At 63.0% G+C, this 26,829-nt stretch carries 23 protein-coding genes; 20 read left to right on the forward strand and 3 right to left on the reverse strand.

Annotation, left to right across the window (positions count from 1 at the left end):
• The first annotated feature begins 124 nt into the window (after nt 1-124).
• From ftsH to panC, 10 genes are all read left to right on the forward strand, one after another.
• A complete protein-coding gene (gene ftsH / locus ACX80Q_RS06410; protein WP_459329695.1) occupies nt 125-2,200 on the forward strand; it encodes an ATP-dependent zinc metalloprotease FtsH in 2,076 nt (691 codons plus the stop codon).
• Nucleotides 2,201-2,220: 20 nt separating this feature from the next.
• Complete coding sequence (folE, locus tag ACX80Q_RS06415) at nt 2,221-2,859, forward strand: GTP cyclohydrolase I FolE (protein ID WP_459329696.1); 639 nt, start codon at nt 2,221-2,223, stop codon at nt 2,857-2,859.
• Between the two features lie 10 nt (nt 2,860-2,869).
• Nucleotides 2,870-3,835, forward strand: coding sequence for a dihydropteroate synthase (gene folP, locus ACX80Q_RS06420; RefSeq protein ID WP_459329697.1), 966 nt, complete (start codon nt 2,870-2,872; stop codon nt 3,833-3,835).
• Nucleotides 3,832-4,233 (forward strand): dihydroneopterin aldolase, encoded by a 402-nt coding sequence (folB, locus tag ACX80Q_RS06425; RefSeq protein ID WP_459329698.1) that lies wholly within the window; start codon nt 3,832-3,834, stop codon nt 4,231-4,233. The genes folP and folB overlap by 4 nt, the downstream gene beginning before the upstream one ends.
• Nucleotides 4,230-4,754, forward strand: a complete 525-nt coding sequence (gene folK / locus ACX80Q_RS06430; RefSeq protein ID WP_459329699.1) for a 2-amino-4-hydroxy-6-hydroxymethyldihydropteridine diphosphokinase — start codon at nt 4,230-4,232, stop codon at nt 4,752-4,754. The genes folB and folK overlap by 4 nt, the downstream gene beginning before the upstream one ends.
• A gap of 118 nt (nt 4,755-4,872) precedes the next feature.
• A complete protein-coding gene (locus tag ACX80Q_RS06435) occupies nt 4,873-5,388 on the forward strand; it encodes a DUF3180 domain-containing protein (RefSeq protein WP_459329700.1) in 516 nt (171 codons plus the stop codon).
• Nucleotides 5,381-5,902 carry a PH domain-containing protein gene (locus ACX80Q_RS06440; protein ID WP_459329701.1) on the forward strand — a complete coding sequence of 174 codons (522 nt, stop codon included), beginning with the start codon at nt 5,381-5,383 and terminating at the stop codon, nt 5,900-5,902. The genes ACX80Q_RS06435 and ACX80Q_RS06440 overlap by 8 nt, the downstream gene beginning before the upstream one ends.
• Nucleotides 5,899-7,422: a PH domain-containing protein gene (locus ACX80Q_RS06445; RefSeq protein WP_459329702.1), complete on the forward strand. Its 1,524-nt coding sequence runs from the start codon at nt 5,899-5,901 to the stop codon at nt 7,420-7,422. Before ACX80Q_RS06440 ends, ACX80Q_RS06445 begins: the two co-directional genes overlap by 4 nt.
• Nucleotides 7,412-8,329 (forward strand): Rossmann-like and DUF2520 domain-containing protein, encoded by a 918-nt coding sequence (locus tag ACX80Q_RS06450; RefSeq protein ID WP_459329703.1) that lies wholly within the window; start codon nt 7,412-7,414, stop codon nt 8,327-8,329. Before ACX80Q_RS06445 ends, ACX80Q_RS06450 begins: the two co-directional genes overlap by 11 nt.
• Before the next feature lie 29 nt (nt 8,330-8,358).
• Nucleotides 8,359-9,276, forward strand: coding sequence for a pantoate--beta-alanine ligase (gene panC / locus ACX80Q_RS06455; protein WP_459329704.1), 918 nt, complete (start codon nt 8,359-8,361; stop codon nt 9,274-9,276).
• A 97-nt stretch (nt 9,277-9,373) separates the two neighbouring features.
• On the opposite strand, the gene ACX80Q_RS06460 is transcribed toward panC, so the two are convergent.
• Genes ACX80Q_RS06460 through uriH form a run of 3 tightly spaced genes read right to left on the reverse strand, consistent with a single transcriptional unit; the run spans nt 9,374 to nt 12,713 of the window.
• Entirely contained in the window at nt 9,374-10,306 is a 933-nt protein-coding gene (locus ACX80Q_RS06460) for a ribokinase (protein WP_459329705.1), read from the reverse strand.
• Nucleotides 10,303-11,733 carry a uridine transporter UriT gene (gene uriT / locus ACX80Q_RS06465; RefSeq protein WP_459329706.1) on the reverse strand — a complete coding sequence of 477 codons (1,431 nt, stop codon included), beginning with the start codon at nt 11,731-11,733 and terminating at the stop codon, nt 10,303-10,305. The genes ACX80Q_RS06460 and uriT overlap by 4 nt, the downstream gene beginning before the upstream one ends.
• On the reverse strand, nt 11,730-12,713 hold the full coding sequence (uriH, locus tag ACX80Q_RS06470; protein WP_459329707.1) for a uridine-preferring nucleoside hydrolase UriH: 984 nt from the start codon (nt 12,711-12,713) through the stop codon (nt 11,730-11,732). Before uriH ends, uriT begins: the two co-directional genes overlap by 4 nt.
• A gap of 167 nt (nt 12,714-12,880) precedes the next feature.
• On the opposite strand from uriH, the gene ACX80Q_RS06475 reads away from it, so the two are divergent.
• The 10 genes from ACX80Q_RS06475 (at nt 12,881) to dhaM (ending at nt 26,824) form a co-directional block, all read left to right on the forward strand.
• Nucleotides 12,881-13,927: a LacI family DNA-binding transcriptional regulator gene (locus ACX80Q_RS06475; RefSeq protein WP_459329708.1), complete on the forward strand. Its 1,047-nt coding sequence runs from the start codon at nt 12,881-12,883 to the stop codon at nt 13,925-13,927.
• A 125-nt stretch (nt 13,928-14,052) separates the two neighbouring features.
• Nucleotides 14,053-15,501: a lysine--tRNA ligase gene (gene lysS, locus ACX80Q_RS06480; protein WP_459329785.1), complete on the forward strand. Its 1,449-nt coding sequence runs from the start codon at nt 14,053-14,055 to the stop codon at nt 15,499-15,501.
• Between the two features lie 12 nt (nt 15,502-15,513).
• Nucleotides 15,514-15,666 carry a hypothetical protein gene (locus ACX80Q_RS06485; RefSeq protein ID WP_165788098.1) on the forward strand — a complete coding sequence of 51 codons (153 nt, stop codon included), beginning with the start codon at nt 15,514-15,516 and terminating at the stop codon, nt 15,664-15,666.
• 98 nt (nt 15,667-15,764) lie between these two features.
• The gene (locus ACX80Q_RS06490; RefSeq protein WP_103465270.1) at nt 15,765-16,100 is read left to right on the forward strand and encodes a histone-like nucleoid-structuring protein Lsr2; all 336 of its coding nucleotides are present in this window, start codon (nt 15,765-15,767) and stop codon (nt 16,098-16,100) included.
• Nucleotides 16,101-16,497: 397 nt separating this feature from the next.
• Nucleotides 16,498-21,006 carry a CshA/CshB family fibrillar adhesin-related protein gene (locus tag ACX80Q_RS06495; RefSeq protein WP_459329709.1) on the forward strand — a complete coding sequence of 1,503 codons (4,509 nt, stop codon included), beginning with the start codon at nt 16,498-16,500 and terminating at the stop codon, nt 21,004-21,006.
• Between the two features lie 177 nt (nt 21,007-21,183).
• On the forward strand, nt 21,184-23,673 hold the full coding sequence (locus tag ACX80Q_RS06500) for an ATP-dependent Clp protease ATP-binding subunit (protein ID WP_459329710.1): 2,490 nt from the start codon (nt 21,184-21,186) through the stop codon (nt 23,671-23,673).
• A gap of 143 nt (nt 23,674-23,816) precedes the next feature.
• On the forward strand, nt 23,817-24,323 hold the full coding sequence (locus ACX80Q_RS06505; protein ID WP_459329711.1) for an amino-acid N-acetyltransferase: 507 nt from the start codon (nt 23,817-23,819) through the stop codon (nt 24,321-24,323).
• Nucleotides 24,324-24,467: 144 nt separating this feature from the next.
• The gene (gene dhaK / locus ACX80Q_RS06510) at nt 24,468-25,469 is read left to right on the forward strand and encodes a dihydroxyacetone kinase subunit DhaK (RefSeq protein WP_459329712.1); all 1,002 of its coding nucleotides are present in this window, start codon (nt 24,468-24,470) and stop codon (nt 25,467-25,469) included.
• On the forward strand, nt 25,470-26,120 hold the full coding sequence (dhaL, locus tag ACX80Q_RS06515; protein ID WP_459329713.1) for a dihydroxyacetone kinase subunit DhaL: 651 nt from the start codon (nt 25,470-25,472) through the stop codon (nt 26,118-26,120).
• Complete coding sequence (gene dhaM, locus ACX80Q_RS06520; RefSeq protein ID WP_459329714.1) at nt 26,117-26,824, forward strand: dihydroxyacetone kinase phosphoryl donor subunit DhaM; 708 nt, start codon at nt 26,117-26,119, stop codon at nt 26,822-26,824. The genes dhaL and dhaM overlap by 4 nt, the downstream gene beginning before the upstream one ends.
• The last annotated feature ends 5 nt before the right edge of the window (nt 26,825-26,829 follow it).

Below are 26,829 nucleotides of genomic sequence, written 5' to 3' on the forward strand. Positions count from 1 at the left end.
TAAATGCCATTCCCGCGCGTGTAGCAATGCGAACGGTGTAAAGCTATTACTTGGGGATGTGTCGGCGCACCCCATCAAGGTATGAATTGGTTGAGCGGGAGGGACGAGGCGTAGCCTCGAACACATGAAAGTCAAGAAACTCTTCAAAGGTCCGTTTGTTTGGATCATTGTGGTGGTCGTGCTCATCGGAGCGGGCCTTCTCACGTTGACCGGTACGGGAACCAGCCGCATCGGCACTTCCGAGGGCCTGAACCTGCTCTCAACTGACAAGGTTGCCTCGGCCAAGGTGTTTGGCTCCGAGGGCCGTGTGGACATGATCCTCAAGGACGACTACACAACGGCCGACGGCCAAAAAGCCGGCAAGAACGTCCAGTTCTACTACGGCAGCTACCGAGCAACCACCATGGTGGATGCCATCGACGACGCCAATCTGGGCAAGTTTGATGACCAGCCGGCGTCGAATAACTTCTGGTCAAGCATGCTTTCCCTGCTGATTCCATTTGTCCTCATTGGCCTCATCTTCTGGTTCTTGTTCTCCCGCATGCAGGGCGGCGGCTCCAAGGTCATGCAATTTGGCAAGTCCAAGGCCAAACTGCTCACCAAGGACCACCCGCAGGTCACCTTCAGCGACGTTGCCGGAGCCGACGAAGCCGTGGAGGAACTCCACGAAATCAAGGATTTCCTGCAGAACCCCGCCAAATTCACTGCCGTGGGCGCCAAGATCCCCAAGGGCGTGCTGCTGTACGGCCCTCCCGGAACCGGCAAGACCCTGCTGGCCCGTGCCGTCGCCGGCGAGGCTGGCGTGCCGTTCTACTCCATCTCCGGTTCTGACTTTGTGGAAATGTTTGTGGGCGTGGGTGCCTCTCGTGTCCGCGACCTGTTCGAGCAGGCGAAGGCGAACTCCCCGGCCATCATTTTTGTTGACGAGATCGACGCCGTTGGCCGTCACCGTGGTGCCGGCATTGGCGGCGGCAACGACGAACGCGAGCAGACCCTCAACCAGCTGCTCGTGGAAATGGACGGCTTTGACGTCAAAACCAACGTCATCCTGATCGCCGCCACCAACCGGCCCGACGTCCTGGACCCCGCCCTGCTGCGTCCGGGTCGTTTTGACCGCCAGATTCCCGTGGAAGCCCCGGACCGCCTGGGCCGTGAGCAGATCCTGAGGGTGCACTCCAAGGGAAAGCCCATGGCGCCCGGCGTTGACCTGAACGCCGTCGCCAAGAAGACGCCCGGATACACCGGTGCTGACCTGGCCAACGTTCTCAACGAGGCAGCCCTGCTGACTGCCCGCTCCAACGCGCAACTCATTGATGACCGTGCCTTGGATGAGTCCATTGACCGCGTCATGGCCGGCCCGCAGAAGCGCACCCGCGTCATGAAGGAACTGGAACGCAAAATCACCGCGTACCACGAAGGTGGCCACGCACTGGTTGCGGCGGCCATGCACAACACGGCGCCGGTCACCAAGATCACCATCCTGCCCCGCGGCCGCGCCCTGGGCTACACCATGGTGGTGCCCGAGGATGACAAGTACTCCATCACCCGCAACGAGTTGCTGGACCAGATGGCGTACGCCATGGGTGGCCGCGTCGCCGAGGAAATCGTGTTCCACGATCCTTCCACGGGCGCCTCGAATGACATTGAAAAGGCCACCGGTACCGCCCGTGCCATGGTGACCCAATACGGCATGAGCGAGCGCATCGGCGCAGTGAAGCTCGGTGCCGCAGGGGGCGAGCCGTTCCTTGGCGCCAGCGCCGGGCACGACCGCGACTACTCCGAAGCCGTTGCCTCAATGGTTGATGAGGAAATTCGCAAGCTCATTGATCAGGCCCATGACGATGCCTATGAGGCCTTGATCATGAACCGTGACGTGCTGGACCGCTTGGCCCTTGAGCTGCTGGAACGCGAGACCTTGAATCAGGCCGAGATTGCCGAGATCTTCACGGATCTGCGCAAACCCGCCCCGCGTCAGGTCTGGCTGTCCAAGGAAACCCGTCCGGTCTCCACGCTGCCCCCCGTCACCACCGACAAGGAGCGCCGCGAGGCCCTAGCCGCAGGAGAAGCGGCTCCGGAGAGTGTATCCCCACAGGACCAACTCGCCAGCGCCCACCTTGACGGTGCAATCGACGCCCCGAAGGCAACCCCGGGCATCGATCTGGGCAAGGGAGAGACACCCCTGCTGCCGGAGCAGCCGTAATCGGCGATAGGATCACATCCGTGACTGATTACGACGACGATGTAGATTCCACGCAGGGCGGTTCCTCTGGCGCCGCCCTTGCGGGGGACAATAACCCGGTGGATTTGCCGCGCATTGAGGCTGCTGTCCGTGAAATCCTGCTGGCCATTGGGGAAGACCCTGAGCGCAGCGGCCTGATTGACACCCCCAAACGCGTGGCCAAGGCGTATGCAGAAGTGTTCTCCGGGCTCCACGGCGACGCCGCCGAGATCCTGGGCACCACCTTTGACATTGCGCACCAGGAAATGGTGCTGGTGAAAGACATCCCGTTCTATTCCACCTGTGAACACCACCTGGTGCCGTTCCACGGCAGCGCCCACGTGGGCTACATCCCGGGCGACGATGGCCGCGTGACGGGCCTGAGCAAGCTGGCCCGGCTGGTTGACATATACGCCAAACGGCCGCAGGTTCAGGAACGCCTCACCACCCAAATTGCCGACGCACTGGTTGAACACCTCAAACCACGCGGCGCCATAGTGGTCATCGAGTGTGAACACATGTGCATGTCCATGCGTGGCGTGCGTAAACCAGGAGCCAAGACAGTCACCAGTGCTGTCCGCGGTTCGCTTCACGAGCCCGCAACCCGGGCCGAAGCCATGAGCCTGATTCTCGGAAGGTAACACCCACACCATGGATTCCCTCGCAGCCGGGCCCGGAACGGGCCCTGCCACATCCCCCCTGCCCGTCCTCCGGGCCCGCAAATCGGTGGCGAGCTTTGCCGCCTTGCCCAAGGACCGCGCGGTGGTCATGGGGATCTTGAATTGCACCCCCGACTCCTTCAGCGACGGCGGGGAGTACAACTCCACCGAGACTGCCATTGCCCACGGGTTGCGGATGTTCTACGGCGGTGCCGACATCATCGACGTCGGCGGCGAGTCCACCCGCCCGGGTGCCCAGGACGTTGCTGAGCTTGAGGAGCAGCGCCGGATCCTGCCCGTTATTTCAACACTGGCCAAGGCCGGCGCCCTAGTGAGTGTTGACACCCGCCACGCCGCCACGGCTGCCCTGGCCTTGGACGCCGGCGCCGGGCTAATCAATGACGTGTCCGGCTCGCATGTTCACCCGGACATGATCGCCCTGATTGCCGAGCGCCAGGTGCCCTATGTCTTGATGCACAGCCGCGGGGATTCACGCTCCATGGACTCGTTGACCCAGTATGCAGATGTTGTTGCCGAGGTGGTGGCGGAACTGGGCGCTGTCCGCGAAAAGTTCTACGCCGCGGGCGTCACGCCCGAGAACATCATCCTTGATCCGGGCATCGGCTTCTCCAAGACGGCCGAACAAAACTGGGAGTTGCTGGCCAATCTGGACGTTGTTGCCGGCATGGGCAACAAGGTCCTGTTGGGCACCTCCCGCAAGCGTTTCCTTGGCTCGCTGTTGACCAGTGCCGGCAAGGCTGCTGCGCCGAAGGAGCGTGACGACGCCACATCCGCCACCACCGCCCTGGCCGCGGCTCAGGGTGTTTGGGGTGTTCGCGTGCACGACGTCGGCGCAAGCCTTGACGCTGCCAAGGTCGCCGCGCGGCTTATGGCTGGCAAGCGCAGCCGGGCAGCACGGTTGGAAGCTGCGCAGCTTACGGATGCGGGTTTGCAGTGAACCGCTCCGACACCATCACCCTGACAAGCGTCACAGCCATCGGCTACCACGGCGTGTTTGAGCATGAAAAACGCGACGGCCAGCCGTTCATCACCGATGTGGTGCTGCACATGGACGTCTCAGCAGCAGCGGCAACGGATGACCTGGCCAAGACCGCCGACTACGGTGCAGTGGCGGAGACCATCGTAGCCATGGTCACCGGCGAAGCCTTTGACTTGATCGAGACGCTCAGCGTTCGGACAGCGGAGAAGATCCTGGCCGACTTCACGCAAGTTGACGCCGTCGAAGTGACAATCCACAAGCCAAAGGCCCCCATCCAGGTGCCCTTTGGGGATGTCAGCATCACAGTTTTCCGCAGCCGCCAACAGCTCCAAGCCGCCAACGAGGGCCGGGCATGAGTAGCCCCCGTCCGCTGACGCGGGCCATCTTGGCGCTGGGGAGCAACCTGGGTGAGCGGGCAGGAACACTGCAGAGCGCCGTCGGGGATCTGGTGGACCGCCCCGAAATGCGGCTGCACAACGTCTCACCCGTGGTGACCACTCAGGCGGTTGGCGGGCCCGCGGGGCAACCGGACTTCCTGAACATGGTCATAGCCGTTGACACCACCCTGGAGCCGTACGAATTGTTGGCCCACTGCCAGGCCGTGGAACTGGCCCATCACCGGACCCGTGAGGTGCGGTGGGGGGCCCGGACCCTGGATGTGGACATCATTCTCTACGGCGATCAAACCAGCGATGACCCCGTCCTGACGCTGCCGCATCCCCGCGCGGCCGGGCGGGCCTTTGTGCTGTATCCGTGGTCGCTCATGGATCCCACGGCAACCTTAGCCGGGCAATCGGTGGCGCAGCTGGCAGCGGACGCCCCGGACATGGCAGGCATTGCCCATGTTCTCCACACGCCCGTGGCACAAGAATCCTAGGCAGCGCCGGCGGCACCCGAGGCTGCGCTGCCAAGAATAGGCGGACGCAGCAAGTCCAAACGGGCAAAAAACCAGTACGGTTAAATGAGTAGTTCCAACGCGAATCGGTGAGGCAACCATGAGAAGCACAATGCGGACCATCAGGCCTGCATGGCTAGTGGCCATCAGCATTGTCCTGGCAGTCCTAGGTTTCGTGGCCACGGAACTCACCTCCCGAGCCAGCCTGTCCCTGCCGGTCCTGCCGCTGAGCTCACTCATCACCATGGGACTGATTGTGATTGTCTGTTTGATCCTCGGCCTGAAGGTGCGCCGCTGGCGTGACGGCAACAGGGAGAAGGCCCTTGACCCGCTCATGGCCGCCCGGACGGTGGTGCTGGCACAGGCCTGCGCCTACGCCGGAGCCGTGCTGTTCGGCTGGCACACGGGAATTTTGATGGACCAGCTGCCCACCATCTCCATGCGCATTGACCTTGGCGTGATTTGGCAAATGGTTGCCCTCATGGCCGGGGCCCTGGTGATGGTGGTCATTGGCGTGATTGTGGAGCGTTTTTGCAAGTTGCCGCCTGAAGACACCGAACCACCAGTGAAGCCGCGCACCAAGCGTGAAGGCCGCGGGGAGGAAGAATTTGCCTAAGAAACACACCAGCGCCATTGACCCGGCGGGCGTGGAATTCCTGCGCGTTTCCGAGAAACTTGTCACAGCCAGGTTCATTGAGCGCGGAATCGTTGGCCTGATCATGCTGGCCCTGACCTCGGTGCCACTAGTACTGCGGCTGACGGGCGTGTGGGGCGGGTATCCGGCCTGGTTGGCGTGGGGCCTGCCAGCAGTGGTGGCCATTTCCATGGTTTGGGAAATGTTCCTGATCCCGCGCCAGGTGCGCGCCATTGGCTACGCCGAACGCAACGAGGACCTGCTGATCCGCAGCGGTATCATGTTCCATCGCGTCATGGTGGTCCCCTACGGCCGCATGCAATACGTGGATGTCACCATGGGGCCGTTGGAACGCATGCTTGGCCTGAGCACCATCCACCTCCACACAGCCTCCCCGGGCACCAACGCCCTCATCAATGGCCTGCCAGCGGGCGAGGCTGCACGGTTGCGGGAACAGCTTTCTGCCCGCGGTGAGGCGAAACTGGCCGGCTTGTGAGCGATCAACTTGTGAGCGAGCAGCCCTTCACCACCGATGACCCCGAATCGTGGCACCGGGTGCACCCTGTGTCGCCTCTGGTGCGCGGCTGGGTTGCCGTGGTGGCGGTGCTTTTCATCTTCGGGCGCAACTCGCTAGAGACCTTGTTTTCCAGCAGCCTTGGCAATTCGGAACGGGGTTCCGGAGGAGCGCCGGCGGTGTTCGTGCTCGCGGTGGTGGGCGCCGCCGTCGTCATTTTCGGGGTGAGCTTTTTCCTGCAATGGCGCTTCACCCGGTACCAGGTCACCGACGAGCACGTCCACATCAATTCCGGGGTGGTCTTCCGCCAGCAACGGCGTGCCCGGATTGACAGGGTCCAGGCCATCGATGTGGTGCAGCCGCTGGTGGCGCGGGCCTTCGGGCTGGCCGAGCTGAAGTTTGAAGTGGCCGACGGCGGGAAGTCGGCCATGAAGCTCTCCTTCCTCAAGCTGGCGGAGGCCAAGCGGCTGCGGGCTGCCATCCTTGCCCGGGCAGCGGGTGTGGTCATTGACCCGCAGGCGCCGACGCACATTCAGGAAGCGCCGGAAACTTTCATCCTGGCCCTGAAACCCGGCCGGATCATCGGGGCGGCAATATTCTCCAGTACAACGGTTTTTGCCCTCTTGGTGGTGGTGGCGAGCATCGTTGCGCTCGAATGGACTGGCAATCCGGGCGTTCTGGTCGCCGCCATCCCGATTGGCATTGGCATTGGCGCCCAGTATTGGAAAACCATCACGGGTGATTTCAACTTCCGGGTGGCTGTTTCCCCGGATGGGGTGCGGCTGCACTACGGCATGCTGGAAACCCGCGCGCAGACCATCCCGCCCGGCCGCGTGCAGGCGGTGGGCATCAGCCAGGGCCCCATCTGGCGGCCCTTCGGCTGGTACCGGGTGCACGTCAACGTGGCCGGCTACGGTTCGGACGTCAGCGAAGGCGGCTCCCGCACCGTCATGCTGCCGGCAGGAACCCTCGATGAGGTCATGGCCGTCCTGGCATTGGTGTTCTCCGACCCCGGGGTGGAGAACCCCTTCGAGGTGTTTGCCGCAGGACTGCGCGGTCCCGGCAACACCCAAGGGTTTGTGCACTCGCCACGGTCGGCACGGTGGATTGACCCCCTCGCTTGGCGGTACAACGCCTTCCGGGCCACCGAAACGGCGCTGCTGTGCCGCCACGGGCTCTTCTTCCGCAGGCTACAGGTTGTCCCGCACGAGCGCACCCAGTCCCTGGTCCTTGCGCAGGGACCGCTCATGGCCGCGCTCGGATTGGTGGACTTCGAACTCCACTCCACGGTTGGACCCATCCGGCCCGTGGTGCACCACATGGCCCTGGCCGCCGGCCGGCAGCTCTTTGATGAACAAGCCGCCCGCGCAGCCACGGCCCGGCGCATCCACAGCAGCGACCGGTGGCTGGCGCCGTCGTCCGTGCCGGGGGAAAATCCGTCCGAGGAAACGCCGGAACCCCAACAACAAACTATTTCCAAGGAGCAACAACGTGGCGATTAAGCCCGGCCGGCTAGGCATCGGAATCATTGGCGCCGGGAAAGTGGGGGCCGTCCTTGGCCATGCCCTGCGCGCGGCCGGGCATGCCGTGATTGGGGTGTCGGCCGTGTCCGAGGCCTCGAAGGAGCGTGCCGAACTGTTGCTGCCCGGTGTGCCCGTGCTGGAGATCCAGGACATTGTGGAGCGGGCCGAGCTGGTGCTGCTGGCTGTCCCGGATGATGCGCTGCCGGAGCTTGTCAGCGGCCTCGGCGCCATGGGTGCCTGGCAGGTGGGGCAGCTGGTGGCTCACACTTCCGGCCGCTTTGGCACCGGCGTCCTGGCGCCCGTCAAGGCTGCTGGCGGTATTGCGCTGGCGCTGCATCCGGCCATGACGTTTACTGGCATGACCCTGGATTTGGCGCGTCTGGGCGATTGCAGCTTCGGCGTGACGGCGGATCCTGCCATGTTGCCCATCGCCCAGGCCCTGGTGGTGGAGATGGGGGCCGAGCCGGTGGTCATTGCGGAGGCGGACAGGGTCCTGTACCACGCGGCGTTGGCGCACTCGGCAAACCACATGGTCACCCTGGTGGCGCAGGCCGCGCAAATTTTGGGCGACATTGGCGTGGCCGCCCCCAACCAGGTGCTGGGCCCGCTGCTGCGTGCCGCCTTGGAAAACGCACTGACCAGCGGGGAGTCGGCCCTGACGGGGCCCGTTGCCCGCGGCGACGTTGGCACAGTTGCCGCACATTCGGCGGCCCTGCGCGAGCACGCCCTGGACACCGCCGCAACTGACGTCCTGGACGCGTACCTGGCCATGTCCGCCGCCACGGCCGCCCGGGCGGCCAAGCGCCGTCTGCTCTCCGCTGAGGCGTATCTTGGTGTCCAGGCCGCGTTGAACTCCGACGACGGCGAATCCGGCACCCCCAGCTGAGACCCACCTCGATTTCGAAAGCGATCTTCATGAGCACCACTCTTATTACCTCCATTGCCGGGCTCAAGGCAGCCGCGGCGGAACTTTTGGCCCAGCGCACGGCCGGCAGGGGCGGCGCCCTGGGCCTGGTGCCCACCATGGGGGCGCTGCACTCCGGCCATGCGGAACTGGCCACAACGGCCGTGGCGGAAAACGACGTGGTGATAGCCACCGTGTTTGTGAATCCGCTGCAATTTGGCGATGCCACGGATTTGGCCAGGTACCCACGGACCACGCAGGCAGATCTTGAGTTGCTGGATCAGGCTGGCGTGGACTTCATGTTTGCGCCGTCGGTGGAGGAAATGTACCCCCACGGGGAGCCCCTCATCAGGGTGAGCGCCGGGGCCATGGGCGAATTGTATGAGGGCGCCTCGCGGCCCGGCCATTTTGACGGCGCCTTGACGGTGGTGGCCAAATTGCTGCACCTGGGCCTGCCGGATGCGGGATTGGCGGCGCCGGGCGCCAGCGGGCGCAGCACCTACAGGGCATACTTTGGTCAGAAGGACGCCCAGCAGTTGGCCCTGGTGCGCAAAATGGTCTCAGACTTGAACTTTCCCGTGGACATCGTGGGCGTGCCCACCGTGCGCAGCGCCGACGGGTTGGCTCTGTCCAGCCGGAACCGTTTCCTGTCGGATGAGGAGCGCGAATCAGCACTGGTCCTCTCCAGGGCCCTGCGGCTGCTGCAACAGCGTGCAGATGCGCACGAGCCGCTCGACATCGCCTCCGCACGGGACTTGGTGAAAAGCGCGCCGCGCGTGGAACTGGACTACCTGGAAGTGGTGGACCCTGTGACCCTGGCGGTGCGGGCGGAGAACTGTCAGGAGACCCCGTTCACCGACCGGGCGCTGGCGCTCATAGCGGCCAAGGTGGGTCCAGTCCGGCTGATAGACAACATCCCCCTGGGCTAACCGCAGCTTTCGCCTGCCGAACGTACAGTTGATGCCGATGTTCCAGTGCAACATCGGCATCAACTGTACGTTCGGCAGGCGATTCGTGCCGAGGTGGCTAGAGCCTGGCTGCCACTTCGGCCACTGTTGGGTATGCAGTTTGCGTGCCCTTCTTGGTGGCGGCCAAGGCCGCCGCCACGGAGGCGTACTGCGCCGCATCAACCAGGGTGTCGCCAGCAGCCAAGCGGGCAGCAACGCCGCCGGTGAAGGCGTCGCCGGCACCCGTGGTGTCCACGGCGTCAACAACTGTGGGCGCAATGCGAACCACGGGCTGGGCCGCGTTGGTGGAATCCAACACCACCGAGCCGCCGGCACCCAACGTCACCAGTACCTTGTGCAGGCCGCGGCCGGCAAACTTCGCCACCGCTCCTGCCCACTCGTCCACTGGGGCGTCCTGCGCCGGCATGGGGAAGCCATCCAGGAACTGCGATGCTTCATGGGCGTTGACCAGTAGGACGTCCGTCAAGCGCGCCAGCTCATCGGTGACCGGAGCGTAAGGCGAGAGGTTCAGCAGGACTGTTGCTCCGGCGTCGTGCCCGGCCTGGGCGGCGGCCTGCACGGTGTCCAAGGAGACCTCAAGGCACAGGCAGACCACACCTGCCCCGGAAAACAAGGCAGCCGACATATCGGCCGGGGAAAGGGTGCCGTTGGCGCCGGCATTGATGATGATGGAATTCTCGCCGCTGTCCTCCACCGAGATGACGGCAACGCCTGTGGGCTCGGCAACACGCCGAACATGACTGACGTCAACGCCGGCACCCGCGGTGGAAGCCACCAGCATGTCGCCATTGGGGTCCTGACCCACGGCGCCCAGCAGCATGACGTTGCCGCCCAGCTTGGCGGCGGAGACAGCCTGGTTGGCGCTCTTGCCGCCCGGGTTCACGGCAAAGCCGTTGCCGTGCAGGGTCTCGCCAGGGGAGGGGAGCCGTTCGCAGTAGATGGTCAGGTCGGCGTTGAGTGAACCGGCCACAACAATCCTGGAGGTGGTCATGCGGCCACCTCGGCATCAACGGGCTTGGGCACCAGCAGCGAGGCGGCGAATGCTGCGGCCGTGATGGCCAGCGCAACAACAACCACCGTCAGGTAGGAGCCGTGGCCGCCCAGTGAGGAAGTGGCCACCAGTACGGCCGGCAGGATCAGGAAGCTCAGGCCAGCACCCAGGTTGAATGCGCCGGCGTTCATGCCGGGCAGGAATCCGGGGTTACCTTCGGGGGAGAGCACCACGCCAAGACCGTTGAGCATAATGTTCACGGTACCGGCGTACATGATGCCGAGCAAGACGGTGCCAACGATCATCATGGGCAGGCTGTGCAAGCCAAGGAAGCCGATGATGGCCAGGGCCACAATGCTGCCCAGCAGGCCGATTCGCAGCATCTTGGTGTAGCCGATGACCGGGGCCAGGCGGCCCGTGATGGGGCCGAAGAGCCAGCCCAGCAGGGCGTACGGGGTCAGGATGAGCAGGCTCATCTGTGTTGCACCAATGCCAAATCCGGGGTCCGCGGCCTGGACAAAAGCCGGCACAATGCCGTTGATGACGGCGAAGATGCCCGTCATGGTCAGGGTGGTTGTCAGCAGGGGTGCCCAGGTGGAGCGCTGGCGCAGGTGCACCGTCTCAACCATGGGGTGCGAGGACACCTTTTCGACTTTCCAGAAGGCCATGAACGAGACCACGGAGACCAAGGCCAAGGCCAACGAGGTGACGAGCGGGACGGTGGTTACGCCGCCAATGAGCTTGCTAGCCTCATTCAGGGCTGTCAGCAGGGCGCCGACGGCCAGAACAATGAAGAACACGCCCAGCCAGTCCATCTTGGTACCCTCACCGGGCTTGGATTCCCCGGCCAGAACAGCAATCAAAACCACGGCAATCGCGGCGATGACCACCATGAGCCAGAAGATGCTGCGGAAGCCGAAGTGCTCGGCAAAGTAGCCGCCCACAAACGAGTCAATGCCGGCAATACCGCCGTTAACGGCCGTCACCAGGCCCATCAGGGCGCCGTACTTTTTGGGGTCCTTCACTGCGGAGCGCAGCATGATCAGGCACAACGGAACCGTGGGGCCGCTGACGCCCTGGATGATGCGGCCAATGAAGAGCCAGGTGATGTCCGGGGCCATGGCGGAAATGATGGAACCGACGCCCATCATGACCATCATGCCGATGAGGACCTTTTTGCGCCCGATGATGTCACTCAGGCGCGGCAGAAATAGCGAAAAGACGGCGGCTGCGGTGAAGAACCAGGTCTGGGACAGGCCAATGGCGGCCTGGCTGGCGTTCAATTCCTCGCCCATGGTGACCAGGGCGGGGCTGAGCATGGAGGCGTTGAGCTGGAAGGCCACACAAGCTGTCAGCAACGCAACCATCAACGCGGTGATATTACCGGGCTTGCTCAGCATCCCGGTTTTGGCTGCTGTGGTGCTCATGCGTCAACCTCGCCAATGCGTACCAGTGCGTCGGTGACCATGTTCCAGAACTTTTCATGATCCAACTTGATGGCAACAGAGGTGTTGCAGTCCGCCGGCGCAGGGGCGCGGAAGTCGGCCACCGTCATGCCGAGTGTCAGGGTGCCAGTGAGCTCAATGTCCACGGGGACCTTTTGAGTGGTCATGACAGTGGGGTCAATGACGTAGGCGACGGCGCACGGGTCATGGACGGGCGGGTAGTCGAACCCCTGGGCGTCCTTGTACGTCTTGGTGAAGAACTCCATGAGTTCCATGACGAACTTGGCCGGCTTGGTGCCAACAGCGTCGATGGCCGCGCACACTTCCGGGGTTGCCAATGCCTGGTGGGTCAGATCGAGCCCCACCATGACTACGGGCCACGTCTCGTTGAACACGATGTGGGCGGCTTCGGGGTCGATCTTAATGTTGAACTCGGCCACGGGGCTCCAGTTGCCCACGTGGTAGCCGCCGCCCATGAGGACAACTTCCTTCACACGCTCCACGATGCGCGGTTCCTTGCGGGCCGCCATGGCGATGTTGGTCAGCCCGGCCGTGGGGACCAGGGTGATGGTGCCGGGCTCGTGGGCCATGATGAGCTCAATGATGAGGTCGACGGCGTGGCGGGGGTCCAACTCAATGGTGGACTCGGGCTGGTCGGGGCCGTCCATGCCGCTCTCGCCGTGGATGTCCGGAGCGTTTTCAATGGTCCGCACCAGGGGGCGGTCGCAACCTGCGGCGAAGGGGACTCCCGTGATGCCTGCAATGGTGCCAACGCTCAAGGCGTTGCGGGTGACCTTTTCCAGGGTCTGGTTGCCCACCACTGTGGTCACGGCAAGCAGCTCAATGTTGGGGTTGCCATGGGCCAGGAGCAGGGCTACGGCGTCGTCATGGCCGGGATCGCAGTCAAGGATGATCTTGCGGGGATCTGTGGCTGCCGGGGCGGGTTGTACTTCCGTGTTCACTATTTCTCCACGTCGTTGGGGGACCGTTCCGGAAAGCCCGGAGCTGTGCGCAAGAGTAAGTGTGACATTGAATTCACATCAACGTCAAGCGCTTAACGTGATTCACGTCAAGCGCTTGACGTGTTGCGGTTCCGGCAAAGTGCGATCGGCGGCTATACGATCGTTGCATGCAATCGGCAACAACACCCCCATCCCGCAGCGCTGCCTCCACCCGAGTCACGGCGGCCATGGTCGCTACCCGGGCCGGGGTCTCAGCCGCCACCGTCTCCCTCGTGACCAGCGGCAAGACGGCAGGCCGGGTATCGAAGGAAAACATTGCCAAGGTGGCCGCTGCCGTTGATGAGCTGGGCTACGTTGTGGACAGTCTGGGCAGTTCCCTGGCCAAGGGGCGCAGCAACATTGTGATCTTGGTTGCCCCGGATGTCTCCAACCCCTTCTACGCCAAGGTCATCGCCGGCATTCGGGATGCCGTTGGCGACGAATACCAGCTGCTACTCTCCGTGACGGAGGCCGGGCAGACGCCGGAACCCGAGGACGTCAAGAACCTGCTTGCCCTGCGCCCGGCGGGTTTGCTCGTTGAAGCCCCCAGCGCACGCTTCCTGGCGGAACTACGGTCAACAGGTCCCATGGTGCTCCTGGACACGGCGGGCATAGAAAGCGTGGCCCCGTCGGTGAACTTTGACGTGGCCAGCGGATCCCGCATGCTGGCCGACCATCTTGCGCAGCAGGGGCACCGCAAGGTTGCCTACCTGGACAGCGCCACGGGAACCGAGACGTTCCGCGTCCGCCGTGAAGCCTTCTGCCAGCACGCGGCAGGGCTTGGCATTGACGTGGTGGCAACCGGTACCAGCACGATCGACGTGGGTGCCGCTGCGCTTGCTTTTGCCCAAGGCTGGCCAGAGTGGCTTGAAAAAGGTGTGTCCGCCGTGGTCTGCGCCACCGACACTCACGCCTACGGGGTCCTGCAGGAAGCCCGGGTTGTGGGGGTGGCGGTGCCGGTTGAACTGGCGGTTACGGGCTTTGACGACCTGCCATATTCGGCAACCTCAAATCCGGGCCTGACAACCGTGCACCTGCCGGCCATGGAGATGGGGCGCATGGCCGGGAAGCAATTGCGCCGGCTCATGGAGGGTGAAGAAATAGCCGTTGCGCAGCTCACGCTCAACGGCACCTTGGTGGTCCGCGGCTCCACGGATACCAGCGCCCGCGGGTGATCTTGGGTGCATTCCGACCGTCATTGAACTGACACGGAGGATTCACCCAGAATCAACCACTAAACTGGTATCTCGTGAGCGCAGAAAATAACCTTTCCCCTGAACCCAGTGACGCCTCGGAGCAAATGCTCGTTCGTTTGGACAAGCGTGCCAAATTGCTTGAACGAGGCGACGAGGCCTACCCGGTAGGGGTGGCACGGACCCATACGCTGGAGGAAATCCGCGAGAAGTACCCCGAACTGGAAGCCGATTCCAGCACGGGTGAAATCGTGGGCGTCACGGGCCGCGTGGTGTTTGTGCGCAACACGGGAAAACTTTGCTTTGCCACGTTGCAGTCCGGCGCGGGCACCCGCCTGCAGGTCATGTTGTCCCAGGCCAATGTTGGCGAAGAATCACTGGCTGACTGGAAAGCATTGGTCGATCTGGGTGACCATGTTTTTGTCAAGGGTGAAGTCATCAGCTCCCGTCGCGGTGAGCTTTCCATCATGGCCGAAGAATGGCAAATGGCCTCCAAGGCCCTGCGCCCGCTGCCGGTGCTGCACGCGGAACTCTCCGAGGAAATGCGTGTCCGTCAACGCTACGTTGATTTGATTGTTCGCGACACCGCCCGCCAGCAGGTCAAGATGCGTTCGGCGATTGTTAAGGCAATCCGGGACACTCTTCATGGCGAAGATTACATTGAACTCGAAACACCCATTTTGCAGTTGATTCATGGTGGCGCATCGGCGCGCCCGTTCCACACGCATTTGAATGCCTTTGATCAGCCCATGACATTGCGCATTGCCATTGAGCTGTACCTCAAGCGCGCCGTAGTGGGCGGCATGGACAAGGTATTTGAAGTGGGGCGTATTTTCCGCAATGAGGGCGTTGATTCAACGCACAGCCCGGAATTCACCATGCTTGAAGCCTATGAGGCTTATGGTGACCAATTCACCATGGCCAAGACCATGCAGCGCATTATTTTGGCAGCTGCAGATGCCACGGGTTCACGAGTCATCCAAAGTGCGCGCGGTGAGATTAACCTCGACGGCGAATGGCCTTGGCTTCCCGTTTACGAGGGTCTTTCCACGGCCGTTGGCCAGGAGATTACCCCTGACACAACTGCCGATGAATTGCGTGCCATTGCGACGGGCCGTGAGATAAAGATTGATGCGGCCTGGGATGCCGAGAAGCTCGTTACCGAGCTCTTTGGCGAAATTGTTGAGCCGACTCTTATTCAGCCAACCTTTGTTTGCGATTATCCGCCGTCGGCCCAGCCGTTGGCGCGCCCGCACCGCGACAAGCCCAATTTGATTGAGGCGTGGGACCTGGTCATTGATGGCAAGGAAACGGGCACGGCGTTTTCCGAGCTTGTTGACCCTGTCATTCAGCGCGAACGCCTGGCAGCCCAGTCCCTGGCTGCGGCAGCGGGAGATCCCGAGGCGATGCAATTGGATGAAGATTTCTTGCGCGCCCTGGAATACGGTGCACCGCCCATGGGCGGCCTTGGTTTGGGTGTGGACCGCCTGGTTATGCTCTTCACAGGTGTGGGTATCCGCGAAGCAATTCTCTTCCCGTTGATGAAACCAGAGTAGGAACGGCCCGTTATGGAATATGTTGCAGTTATCCTGCCTTCTTTAGGCGTTGGAGCGCTTTTTTACTTCGCCATGAAGGCAATATTTAACGCGGACCGCTCCGAGCGTGATGCGTTGGCGCAGGCGGAACGGGATGCCGATTCCAAACGTGAGCCCGGAGCTTAAATCAAGGATTTTTTGATTGATCCTTTGACTCAAGTTAATTTTCGCAGCATAATTGATAATGAAGTATTCATCAAAACTATGTGAGGCGATTACTCCCCATGGCACAGAAGATTCATATCACGCTTGTTGACGATATCGACCAGAGCCCGGCAGATGAGAATGTCATCTTCGGTTTGGACGGGATCAATTATGAGATTGATCTGTCCGCCGACAATGCCCAGGCTTTGCGCGATGCGCTGAGCAAGTACATTGGCGCTGGCCGGCGTGCTGGCGGCCGTGCAGTTCGCGGCCGCGGACCTGCCGCTGCAGCCCCTAAGGGTGGCAGCGACGTTGCCGAGATCCGGGCCTGGGCCCGCGAGAACGGCTATGACGTCCACGAGCGAGGCCGCATTCAGGCTGAGATCCGCGACGCCTACAACGCGGCAAAGGCCTAGTCCTCACCCGCTCTTCCACCTCGCAAGCTCGGTGCGGGGCCCTCGCGGGCGTGGGCCCAAAGCAATTTTGAGGTGCTGGGGACCTCAGTGCGACGGCGAGCCCACCACGGGTGGTGAGCTCGCCGTCGTCATTTAAGCTTTTGCTGCTGGCAAATGTTACGGATACCTTGACCCGTGAATTTGAGCGAACCTTTGTGAATTTGGTATTTTATGTACCATTGGGGGCTTTCTTGCGCGTTCGTAGTGCCACAAAACTCCTAATTGTGCCCCGGTAATTCCGGGACTTCCATTCGCACCGGCAGTTAGGTTCCTTTCCGTGATGACACCTGTTTTTTCCCGATCAACTTACGAGCATCTGGGAAGGAGAACCCGTCTCACGATCCGTCAGGCCGTGGCCATGGCACTGGCGTTTGTGCTGGCCGTTGCAGGACTGACCGCGGGCGTGCAGCTGGCAGCGAGCACGCCCGCGCACGCTGACTACGCCAGCGGCGTGGGCAGGTATGCCGGGTCCATCTACTGGTTGGACTGGACAAGCGCCACCGGTCTGACGAATGGCCAGCAGGTCAACAACGGGACCACGCTGACTGTCAACCCGCTGCCGGGCTACACTGTCACGGCAACGCTCTCAGCAGTCACCGCCTCCGCCGGCCGCAGCGTCCGGGCCACCCCGCAGGACGGCACATACTCGGAGATCCGGCGGAACGGCTACAACACGGGTAGCCAATGGTCGGTGCTGACGCCCAATGCGGCCAGCGCCCAGGCCACCTTTACTGTCACCATGTCTGCAGTGTTCAACGGCCGCCCCGTTCCCGTAGACGTTATCGCGGCAGACGGCGAAAGTGCCGGGCCGAGTGAGCAGATCACGTTCACCAGCAACGGCTCGCCGTGGCAGAACATTGACAACACGACCCGCGCCGGTGCTGCCATGTGGCGCCAAAACAACTTCGGTTTGGGTGTCAACGGTGGTTTTGGCACGCAAACCATGGGTAACTGGGTCACCGACATTGGCAACGCGGCTGGCATGGCGCCCATCGGTGTTTCCATGGGGCCGCGGCTTGGCAACGGACAGCCAGACGGGCCCACCCAGGTGGGTGTTTCGATCAACTCCTCCGGTCTGCAGAACGTCATGTTGGGGCTCATGCTCCCCGTTGACCGCGGTGACGCGCCCACAAGCTTTGGCGATGCCTCGCACCTGCTTTCCTGGACGCCGGAGGGCGACATCAACGCGGCACGCATTGCCACCGGCCAGGCTGGAGCCTCGGGCGTTGTGTTCAATGGCGGTGCCACACCTTACCTGGGCACGGTTGCCCCGGACGGTGACGCCGCCACCCGCGCCGCCGGCTTCCAGACATGGACGACCGATGACAGCTTGACAGCTCCATCCATCGGCGACGAGGGGGGAACCCAACTCACGGGCCTTGCCGGCAGTGGCTTCCCCGCCCTGAAAAGCTGCGAAAACTCCTACAGCGTCACGGTCATCGCCAAGAACGCCAATGGCAAGCTGGCCGCGGCTTGGATGGACTGGAACAACAATGGCGTATTTGATCCCAGCGAAAAGTCTCCCGCCGTCGTGGGTGCCAATGAACAGGTGACGTTCACCTGGGCGCATACGCCGATCGCCGGAACGAGTACCGGAGTGGGCGCCCGTTTCAGGATCGCCACGGCACAGGCTGACATTGCGGAGGCGACCGGCTCAGCCCAGGACGGTGAAGTTGAGGACTACCTGGTTCCCGTCACGGCCTGCCCCTCCCTCAGCGTGGTGAAGTCAGCCAACAAGAACAGTGTTGCCGCTGTCGGTGAAACCGTGGCCTACAGCTTCTCCGTCACCAACTCCGGTGATGTGGCGTTGAGCAACGTTGTTGTCAATGACGCCAAGGTCTCGGCTACGCCGCTGCCGGTCACCCCGGCAACACTTGCCGCAGGTGCCACAGGCACTGCAACGGCCAGCTACCAGGTCACCCAGGCAGATATTGACGCGGGTACCCTGTCCAACACGGCCACGGCCGGGGGCACTCCGCCCACCGGACCCGCCGTGAGCTCAGCCCCGTCCACCAAGATTGTTTCAACCCCGGTCCGTGCTTCCGCCTTGACCATCGTCAAGAGCGCTGACAGGACCATGTTCGGCAGCTTGGGTGAGGTGATTCGCTACACCTTCACGGTGCGGAACACCGGAAACACAACCCTGACAAACGCAACCGTCACCGATGCCCGCGTCGGCATGACGGCCCGTGCGGTGAGCCCCGCCACGCTGGCACCCGGGCAAAGCGGCACCGCCTTCGTGGACTATACGGTGACGACGGCGGACGTTACAGCAGGCTCGATCCGCAACGTCGCCACGGCCACGGCCACCCCGCCGGCCGGTGCCGCGCCGATCCAACCGGCGTCCTCCAATGAGGTCCTCACTCCCCGCCAGAATCCCGCGTTAACAGTTGTTAAAGCGGCGACCGAAGGCGATTTTGATGCTGTGGGCGACACACTCAACTACTCCTTCACTGTGACCAACTCCGGAAATGTTCCGCTCACCGGGGTTTCGGTGTCCGATCCCCGCATTGGCGCCACAGCCCTGGCGGTCACACCGTCCACCCTTGCCCCGGGCGGTACGGGCACAGCAACTGCTGTTTACACCGTCACCCAGGCGGACCTGAACAACGGCTCAGTGGTCAACACCGCCACCGTAACGGGCACCCCGCCTGCAGGCAGCCCGGCCCTACGACCCACCTCCTCTAACCAGGTCACGGTTCCGGCCGTGCAGAAGCCGTCCCTGACACTGGGCAAATCCAGCACGACCACCAAGTTCGCTACCGTTGGCCAGCGGATCAGCTACGTGCTGGAGGTGCGCAACAACGGAAATGTTGCTGTGCAGGGCATCGTTCTGAACGATCTCCGCATCGGCGCCGCAAACGTGGACCTGGCCCCGGCAACGCTGCAGCCCGGCGGGACTGGGCAACTGACCATCAACTACACAGTCACCCAGGCCGACCTCGACGCAGGCCGGATCGTCAACACGGCAAACGTTTCAGGAACCGGACCCAGGGGTCAGGCCGTCGGGCCCATATCATCCAACACCGTCACCATTCCGGCAGATCAGAAGCCGTCCCTGCAGGTGGTCAAATCCCTCAAGCAGAGCGCGTTTGCCGCGGCCGGCGACGTCCTTGACTACACCTTCGCCGTCACCAACAACGGCAACGTCACCATGAACGCTGTGGCAGTGGCGGATGCCCGCATTGATGTGGGTTCCCTGGCGGTAACCCCGGCAACGCTGGCTCCGGGCCAGGCCGGAACGGCAACTGCCAAGTACACCGTCAAGCAGGCTGATGTTGACTCCGGCCGGATCTCCAACATTGCCTCCGTGACTGGAAAGCAGCCAGGTGCGGAGCTGCCGATTGCTCCCCAGTCCTCCAATGTGGTTGTTGTCGCGGCTCCGGCCAATCCTGCAATGACGTTCGTCAAGAGCGCTGACAAGTCCAGCGTTGCTGCTGCCGGTGAAAAGATCAACTACACCTTCAAGGTCACCAACACGGGAAATGTGACCATGTCACAGCTGACTGTCGCCGACCCCCGCGTCGGTGCGCAAAGCATCGCCGTGACACCGGCCAGCCTGGCTCCGGGCGCATTCGGGAGCGCCACCGTGGAGTATGTGGTGACGCAGGCGGATGTGGATGCCGGTGTCACCAAGAACATTGCCACGGTGGCCGGATCCGCCCCTGCCGGGGGTGAGTCGTTGAAGGTCCCCTCCAACGAGGTTGTGACTCCCGCCGTGCAGGCCTCGGCCTTGACCATCAAGAAGTCAGCAACTGTCACCGCGCTGCCTAAGGTTGGCGAGAACATCACCTACCAGTTTGTTGTCACCAACACGGGCAACACAACGATTTCAGATGTGAGCGTTGCCGATGAAAAGGTCGACGCCGGAACCCTCACCTTTGGCGGGAAAACCGTGGCGGCGCCGTCGGGCATCACCCTGGCTCCCACCGAGCAGGCAATCTTCCAGGCCACCCACAAGGTGACCCAGGCGGATGTTGACGCCGGCGATGTGGTCAACACCGCCACCGCAACGGGCGTCCCGCCGCTGGATAAGCCGCTGGTGGAGTCCACGCCGGACACCGTCAATCTGCCCGGCACGGATGAGCCGGCACTGACAGTGCAGAAGAGTGCGGATGCGGCCGACTTTGCCGAGGTGGGCCAGGAGCTGGAGTACAGCTTCACTGTCACCAACACCGGCAACGTCACCATGTCAGCCATTACCGTTGCTGATCCGCGCATTGGTGCGGAGAACCTTGAGGTGACGCCCTCCACCCTGGCCCCGGGTCAGAGCGGAAAGGCGCAGGCAAAGTACACAGTGACGCAGGATGACCTTGATTCCGGCGCCATTGTGAACACAGCCTCCACCACGGGAACACCGCCGCGGGGCACCGAGCCCATCGCGGCAGTTCCGTCCAACACGCTCACCACCCCTGCTGTGCAAAGCCCGGCCATGACAGTGGTCAAGTCTGCCAAACAGAAGAGCTTTGCGGCGGCAGGGGACACCTTGGAGTTCAGCTTCCTGGTGACCAACACCGGCAACGTGACGCTGAACGACGCGACAGTTTCTGACGCCCGCATCGGTGTGGACAAGCTGGCCGTTGGGGTCCTGGCCCCGGGCCAGTCCGCAACGGTGAGCGCCAAATATGTCACCACTGCGGCGGACGTGAAGGCCGGCAAGGTGGTCAACACGGCAACCACCACGGCACTGGTGGCCAAGACCACCAAGCCGCTGCCGCCGGTGGCCTCCAACACCGTCACAGTGAAACTGGGCAAGCCATTGGCCAACACAGGCGCCACCTCCATGGTGCTTGCTGTGGGCGGAGCGCTGCTGTTGGCGGGCGGATTGCTGTTCATGCAATTTAGCCGCCGCCGCACCCGTAGCTAGCCTTAGCCAGCCATAAACGACGGCGGGATCACCACACACGGTGATCCCGCCGTCGCACTTTAATCACACACTGGCGGCAAAGTCCACAAATTTGCTATTTCCCCTGTGGCGAACACGCCCCCATAGCGGCCGGGTACTGCGTAGCATCAAAGTACGCAGTAAAAGGAGTGTGGCGAAATGTTTGAGCGATTTACTGATCGAGCCCGACGTGTTGTTGTGCTGGCCCAAGAAGAGGCCCGCATGCTCAACCACAATTACATTGGCACGGAGCATATTCTGCTCGGCCTCATCCACGAGGGCGAAGGTGTTGCAGCCAAGGCCCTTGAGTCCTTGAACATTTCCCTTGACGGTGTTCGCGAACAGGTCCAAGAGATCATTGGGCAGGGGCAGCAGGCCCCCAGCGGGCACATTCCCTTCACCCCGCGCGCCAAGAAAGTCCTGGAACTTTCGCTGCGTGAGGCCCTGCAATTGGGCCACAACTACATTGGCACCGAGCACATCCTGCTGGGGCTGATCCGTGAAGGTGAAGGCGTGGCGGCGCAGGTGCTGGTCAAGCTTGGTGCCGATCTGGCCCGGGTGCGCCAGCAGGTCATCCAGCTGCTCTCCGGCTACCAGGGCAAGGAGCCTGCCGCCAGTGGCGGCGGCCAGCCCGAAGGTCAGCCCGCCGGCTCGGTGGTTCTGGACCAGTTTGGCCGCAACCTGACCCAGGCAGCCCGGGAAAACAAACTCGACCCTGTTATTGGGCGCGAGCATGAGATGGAACGCGTCATGCAGATCCTCTCCCGCCGCACCAAGAACAACCCTGTGCTCATTGGTGAGCCGGGCGTGGGCAAGACAGCCGTTGTGGAAGGTCTGGCGCAAGCCATTGTGCGCGGCGACGTGCCAGAGACCATCAAGGACAAGCAGCTGTACACCCTTGACCTGGGCTCGCTCGTGGCCGGTTCACGCTACCGCGGTGATTTTGAGGAGCGCCTGAAGAAGGTCCTCAAGGAAATCCGCACCCGTGGCGACATCATCTTGTTCATCGATGAGATCCACACGCTGGTTGGTGCCGGTGCTGCCGAAGGTGCCATCGACGCAGCCTCCATCCTCAAGCCCATGCTGGCCCGCGGGGAACTGCAGACCATCGGTGCCACAACGCTGGATGAGTACCGCAAGCACATTGAGAAGGATGCTGCCCTGGAACGCCGTTTCCAGCCCATCCAGGTGCAGGAACCCACTGTTCCGCTGACCATTGAGATTCTCAAGGGCCTGCGTGACCGCTACGAGGCACACCACCGTGTCTCGATCACCGATGGTGCCCTCAGCGCCGCCGCCACCTTGGCGGACCGGTATATCAGTGACAGGTTCCTGCCGGACAAGGCCATTGACCTGATTGATGAGGCTGGTGCGCGTCTGCGCATCCGCCGCATGACGGCCCCGCCGGAGCTCAAGGCCATGGATGTTGAAATTGCCGTGGTCAAGAAGCGCAAGGAAGACGCCATTGACGCGCAGGACTTTGAGGGTGCTGCCGCGCTGCGCGATGACGAGCAGAAGCTCATTGTTGCCCGTGCCGACAAGGAGCGCCTCTGGAAGACCGGTGGCTTGGATGAAATCTCCGAGGTGGATGAGGAACTCATCGCCGAGGTGCTCGCCAACTCCACAGGCATCCCCGTCTTCAAGCTGACCGAGGCCGAGTCCACGCGTCTGCTCAAGATGGAAGATGAGCTGCACAAGCGTGTGGTTGGCCAGAACGAGGCCATCAAGTCCATCTCGCAGGCCATCCGGCGCACCCGTTCAGGGTTGAAGGATCCCAAGCGCCCCGGCGGCTCGTTCATCTTTGCCGGCCCCACGGGTGTTGGTAAGACTGAGCTGGCCAAGGCTCTTGCCGAGTTCCTCTTCGGCGACGAAGATGCCCTCATCACCTTGGACATGTCCGAGTACTCGGAGAAGCACACAGTTTCCCGTTTGTTCGGTGCACCTCCGGGCTATGTTGGCTACGAGGAAGGTGGGCAGCTGACCGAGAAGGTCCGCCGTCGCCCGTTCTCCGTGGTGCTCTTCGATGAGGTTGAGAAGGCGCATGCGGATCTGTTCAACTCGTTGTTGCAGATCCTGGAAGATGGCCGCCTCACCGACAGCCAGGGACGTGTGGTGGACTTCAAGAACACCATCATCATCATGACCACCAACCTGGGTACCCGTGATATTTCCAAGTCGATCGCGACTGGTTTCCAGCAGGGTTCGGACACCCAAACCGGCTACAACCGGATGCGGGCACGGGTCACCCAAGAGCTCAAGCAGCACTTCCGCCCCGAGTTCTTGAACCGTGTGGATGACGTTGTGGTGTTCCCGCAGCTCACCCAGGACGAGATCATCGAGATCGTGGACCTGATGGTGGCACGCTTGGAGGCTCGTCTGGCTGACAAGGGAATGGGCATTGTGCTCACCCCAGCAGCGAAGATCCTGCTCGCCACCAAGGGTTACGATCCGGCTATGGGTGCACGGCCGTTGCGCCGCACCATCCAGCGCGAGATCGAGGACCACCTCTCGGAGAAGATCCTCTTCGGCGAACTCAAGGACGGCGACATTGTCACCGTTGGTGTTGAGGGCGAGGGCGACGACGCCCAGTTCACGTTTGTGGGCACGGCCAAGCCGCACATCCCGGACGCCATCACGGCTTCCGCCTAGCGAAGGCACACCGCCTAGCGAAGCACGGTGAGGGGCGCGCAAGCTGAAAAGCTTGCGTGCCCCTCACTTTTTTGTTGGTCACGCGTGGACGCAGGCTGGGAGGTGGTCGCAGGAGCGCTGCCAAAGGGCCATAGACTAATCTGGTGACTTCAGCGCTAACAATCCGCCCCGCACGCACCTCAGACGTCTACGCCATCAAGGAATTGGTGGCGCCGCTGGCCGAGAAACGAATCTTGATCTCCAAGGAATCCGTCACCTACTTTGAGGGCATTCAGGAATTCCTCATTGCCGAGATCGACGGCGAGACAGTTGGCTGCGGCGCATTGCACGTCATGTGGGAGGACCTGGCCGAAATCCGGACGCTTGCCAGCGCCGACGCCTGGCGCGGCAAGGGCATTGGCCACACACTCGTGGAGCAGCTCCTGGAGCGGGCACGGGCCCTGGGGGTCAGCCGCGTTTTCTGCCTGACCTTTGAAGTTGATTTCTTCATCCGCCACGGCTTTGAGGTCATGGCCGATCAAGGCGCCGTGGATCCGGTGGTGTACTCCGAGCTGCTGCGCTCCGCCGATGAGGGCGTGGCCGAATTCCTGGACCTGGCCAGGGTCAAGCCCAACACCTTGGGCAACACGCGCATGATCCGCCACCTCTAGGAACCAGCGCCCCTGCCGAAACAGTGCGCGTGCACGGTGCGGACCCCTAGCAACGGGCAATCTCCCCGGGTAGGGTTCAAGGCAAGGCACGCGAATTTTCCGCGCGTCTGCAATGTTCGCTGCGTGATTTCGGAGGGTTTGGCCGTGAAAAAGCTCATCAATGATCCCAAGACTGTAGTCAACGAATCGGTGGAAGGATTTGGGCTGGCGCACGCGGCCCACGTCACTGTGCACCCCGACCCCCTGTTTGTCACGCGTAGAGAGGCGCCCAAGGCGGGCAAGGTTGGCTTGATATCCGGCGGCGGCAGCGGCCATGAGCCCTTGCACGCCGGATATGTTGGTTACGGGATGCTGGATGCGGCAGTGCCCGGGGCCATGTTCACCTCGCCTACCCCCGACGCCATCATTCCCGCCACCCTGGCAGCTGACTCAGGCGCCGGCGTCGTGCATATCGTGAAGAACTACACCGGCGACGTCCTGAACTTTGAAACGGCTGCCGAAATGGCGCAGGCCGAGGGTGTTCAGGTCCGCACCGTGTTGGTGAACGACGACGTCGCCGTGGAGGACTCGCTGTACACGGCCGGCCGCCGCGGCGTGGCCGGCACAGTGCTGGTGGAAAAGATTGCCGGGGCGGCCGCCGAGCGCGGCGATGACCTGGACGCAGTGGCAGCGATTGGCCAGCGCGTCAATGACAATGTGCGCAGCATGGGCGTGGCCCTCTCCGCCTGCACAGTCCCGCACGCGGGCGTGCCAAGCTTTGAACTGGCCGAGGACGAGATTGAGATTGGCATTGGCATCCACGGAGAGCCCGGCCGCCACAAGATTCCCATGGAGAACGCCGACGGCATCACCGACAGGCTACTCCAACCCATTCTGGCTGACCTGGCCCCGGTGGCTGGCGACAGGGTGCTTTTGTTTGTCAACGGCATGGGTGGCACCCCGGCCAGTGAGCTCTACATTGTCTACAGGCGCGCCGCCAAGGTTCTCGAAGATGCCGGACTGGTGGTGGAGCGATCGCTCGTGGGCAACTACATCACGGCACTGGAAATGCAGGGCTGCTCCATTTCAATTCTGCGCCTCGATGATGAAATGACCGCCCTGTGGGACGCGCCCGTCAACACACCCGCCCTTCGCTGGGGGATGTAAATGACAGACTCAACTGCTCTCACCGTTGACTGGGCCATTGCCTGGTTGCGGGCCAGTGCTGCCGTTGTGGCGGAAAACCGCATGGCCCTGATTGAGCTGGACAGGGCCATTGGCGACGGCGACCACGGGGAGAACCTGGACCGTGGCTTCAGCGCCATCCTCGATGCCCTGGAGGCGCAGGCCCCCACAACTCCGGGCGCGGCGTTCAAGCTCGCTGCCATGACCTTGATGTCCAAGGTGGGCGGCGCCGCCGGGCCCCTGTACGGCACGGCGTTCCTGCGCGCGGCAACCACTGTTGGCGACGCCACGGAACTGGATGAAGCCACGTTGAGCGCAGCCCTTGGTGCGGCCCGCGACGGCGTGGTGGCCCGCGGCAAGGCCGAGGTGGGCGACAAAACCATGATCGACGCCTGGACTCCCGCAGTCGACGCCGCGGCTGCTGCAGCGGCATCCGGGGCCAGCCCCGCCGCTGTGCTGGAGGCTGCCGCAACTGCTGCCGAGGCGGGGGCCGTGAGTACGGATCCGCTGATTGCGCGCAAGGGCCGTGCCAGCTATCTGGGGGAGCGGGCCATCGGCCACCGTGATCCCGGGGCGGCGTCCTCCGCGCTGATCCTGCGCGCCGCGGCCAACGCTGCGGGGGTGGGCGCATGAGCGTCGGCCTGGTGATCGTCTCCCACAGCGCCCAACTGGCGGCCGGGGTGGTGGAGCTGGCCGCTCAGATGGCGCCCGATGTGGTGTTGGTCCCCGCCGGTGGAATGGACGACGGCGGCATTGGGACATCCCTGGACAAGGTCATGACGGCCCTGGGCCTGGCCGACACCGGTGCCGGTGCCGTGGTTCTCACCGACCTTGGCTCGGCCGTCATGACAGCCGAATCTGCCCTGGAGTTCCTGGGCAACCCCGACTCGGTGCTGCTGGCCAACGCACCACTGGTGGAGGGCTCCATTGCCGCGGCCGTTGCTGCCCAGTCGGGGGCATCGCTGGATGTTGTGTGCAAGGCAGCCGAGACGGCGCTGAATCCCATGGCCGCCACGGCTGCCGCCACACCGTCCACCGCTGCCGCGGGCGAGTCCGGCCTCGCTGCTAGCGCTGCCGCCAACACCGTGACGGCAGTTCTCACGCTGATCAACCCACTGGGCCTGCACGCCCGGCCAGCCGCTGTGTTGGCCGGGGAACTCGGTGCCATGGACGTGGAAATCGAGATCAACGGTGTGGACGGGCAGTCCGTCATGATGCTGATGACTCTTGGTGCGGGCCAAGGCACTGAGCTGAACATCTCCGCCACCGGGCCGGACGCAAAGCGCGCCGTGGCTCTGGTGCGCCGGGAAGTCGAGGCGGGATTCGGCGAAATCTAACGGCG

The sequence above is a fragment of the Arthrobacter sp. HLT1-20 genome (assembly GCF_054510895.1).

Bases quoted from the DNA above. Each gene is read 5' to 3' on its own strand.
- ACX80Q_RS06485 (WP_165788098.1), top strand. From the start codon at position 15,514: ATGGAATATGTTGCAGTTATCCTGCCTTCTTTAGGCGTTGGAGCGCTT.
- ACX80Q_RS06475 (WP_459329708.1), top strand. From the start codon at position 12,881: ATGCAATCGGCAACAACACCCCCATCCCGCAGCGCTGCCTCCACCCGA.
- ACX80Q_RS06435 (WP_459329700.1), top strand. From the start codon at position 4,873: ATGAGAAGCACAATGCGGACCATCAGGCCTGCATGGCTAGTGGCCATC.
- dhaL (WP_459329713.1), top strand. From the start codon at position 25,470: ATGACAGACTCAACTGCTCTCACCGTTGACTGGGCCATTGCCTGGTTG.
- folP (WP_459329697.1), top strand. From the start codon at position 2,870: ATGGATTCCCTCGCAGCCGGGCCCGGAACGGGCCCTGCCACATCCCCC.
- uriT (WP_459329706.1), bottom strand. From the start codon at position 11,733: ATGAGCACCACAGCAGCCAAAACCGGGATGCTGAGCAAGCCCGGTAAT.
- ACX80Q_RS06460 (WP_459329705.1), bottom strand. From the start codon at position 10,306: ATGACCACCTCCAGGATTGTTGTGGCCGGTTCACTCAACGCCGACCTG.
- lysS (WP_459329785.1), top strand. From the start codon at position 14,053: ATGCTCGTTCGTTTGGACAAGCGTGCCAAATTGCTTGAACGAGGCGAC.
- panC (WP_459329704.1), top strand. From the start codon at position 8,359: ATGAGCACCACTCTTATTACCTCCATTGCCGGGCTCAAGGCAGCCGCG.
- ACX80Q_RS06490 (WP_103465270.1), top strand. From the start codon at position 15,765: ATGGCACAGAAGATTCATATCACGCTTGTTGACGATATCGACCAGAGC.
- ACX80Q_RS06495 (WP_459329709.1), top strand. From the start codon at position 16,498: ATGGCACTGGCGTTTGTGCTGGCCGTTGCAGGACTGACCGCGGGCGTG.
- folK (WP_459329699.1), top strand. From the start codon at position 4,230: ATGAGTAGCCCCCGTCCGCTGACGCGGGCCATCTTGGCGCTGGGGAGC.
- ftsH (WP_459329695.1), top strand. From the start codon at position 125: ATGAAAGTCAAGAAACTCTTCAAAGGTCCGTTTGTTTGGATCATTGTG.
- dhaM (WP_459329714.1), top strand. From the start codon at position 26,117: ATGAGCGTCGGCCTGGTGATCGTCTCCCACAGCGCCCAACTGGCGGCC.
- ACX80Q_RS06500 (WP_459329710.1), top strand. From the start codon at position 21,184: ATGTTTGAGCGATTTACTGATCGAGCCCGACGTGTTGTTGTGCTGGCC.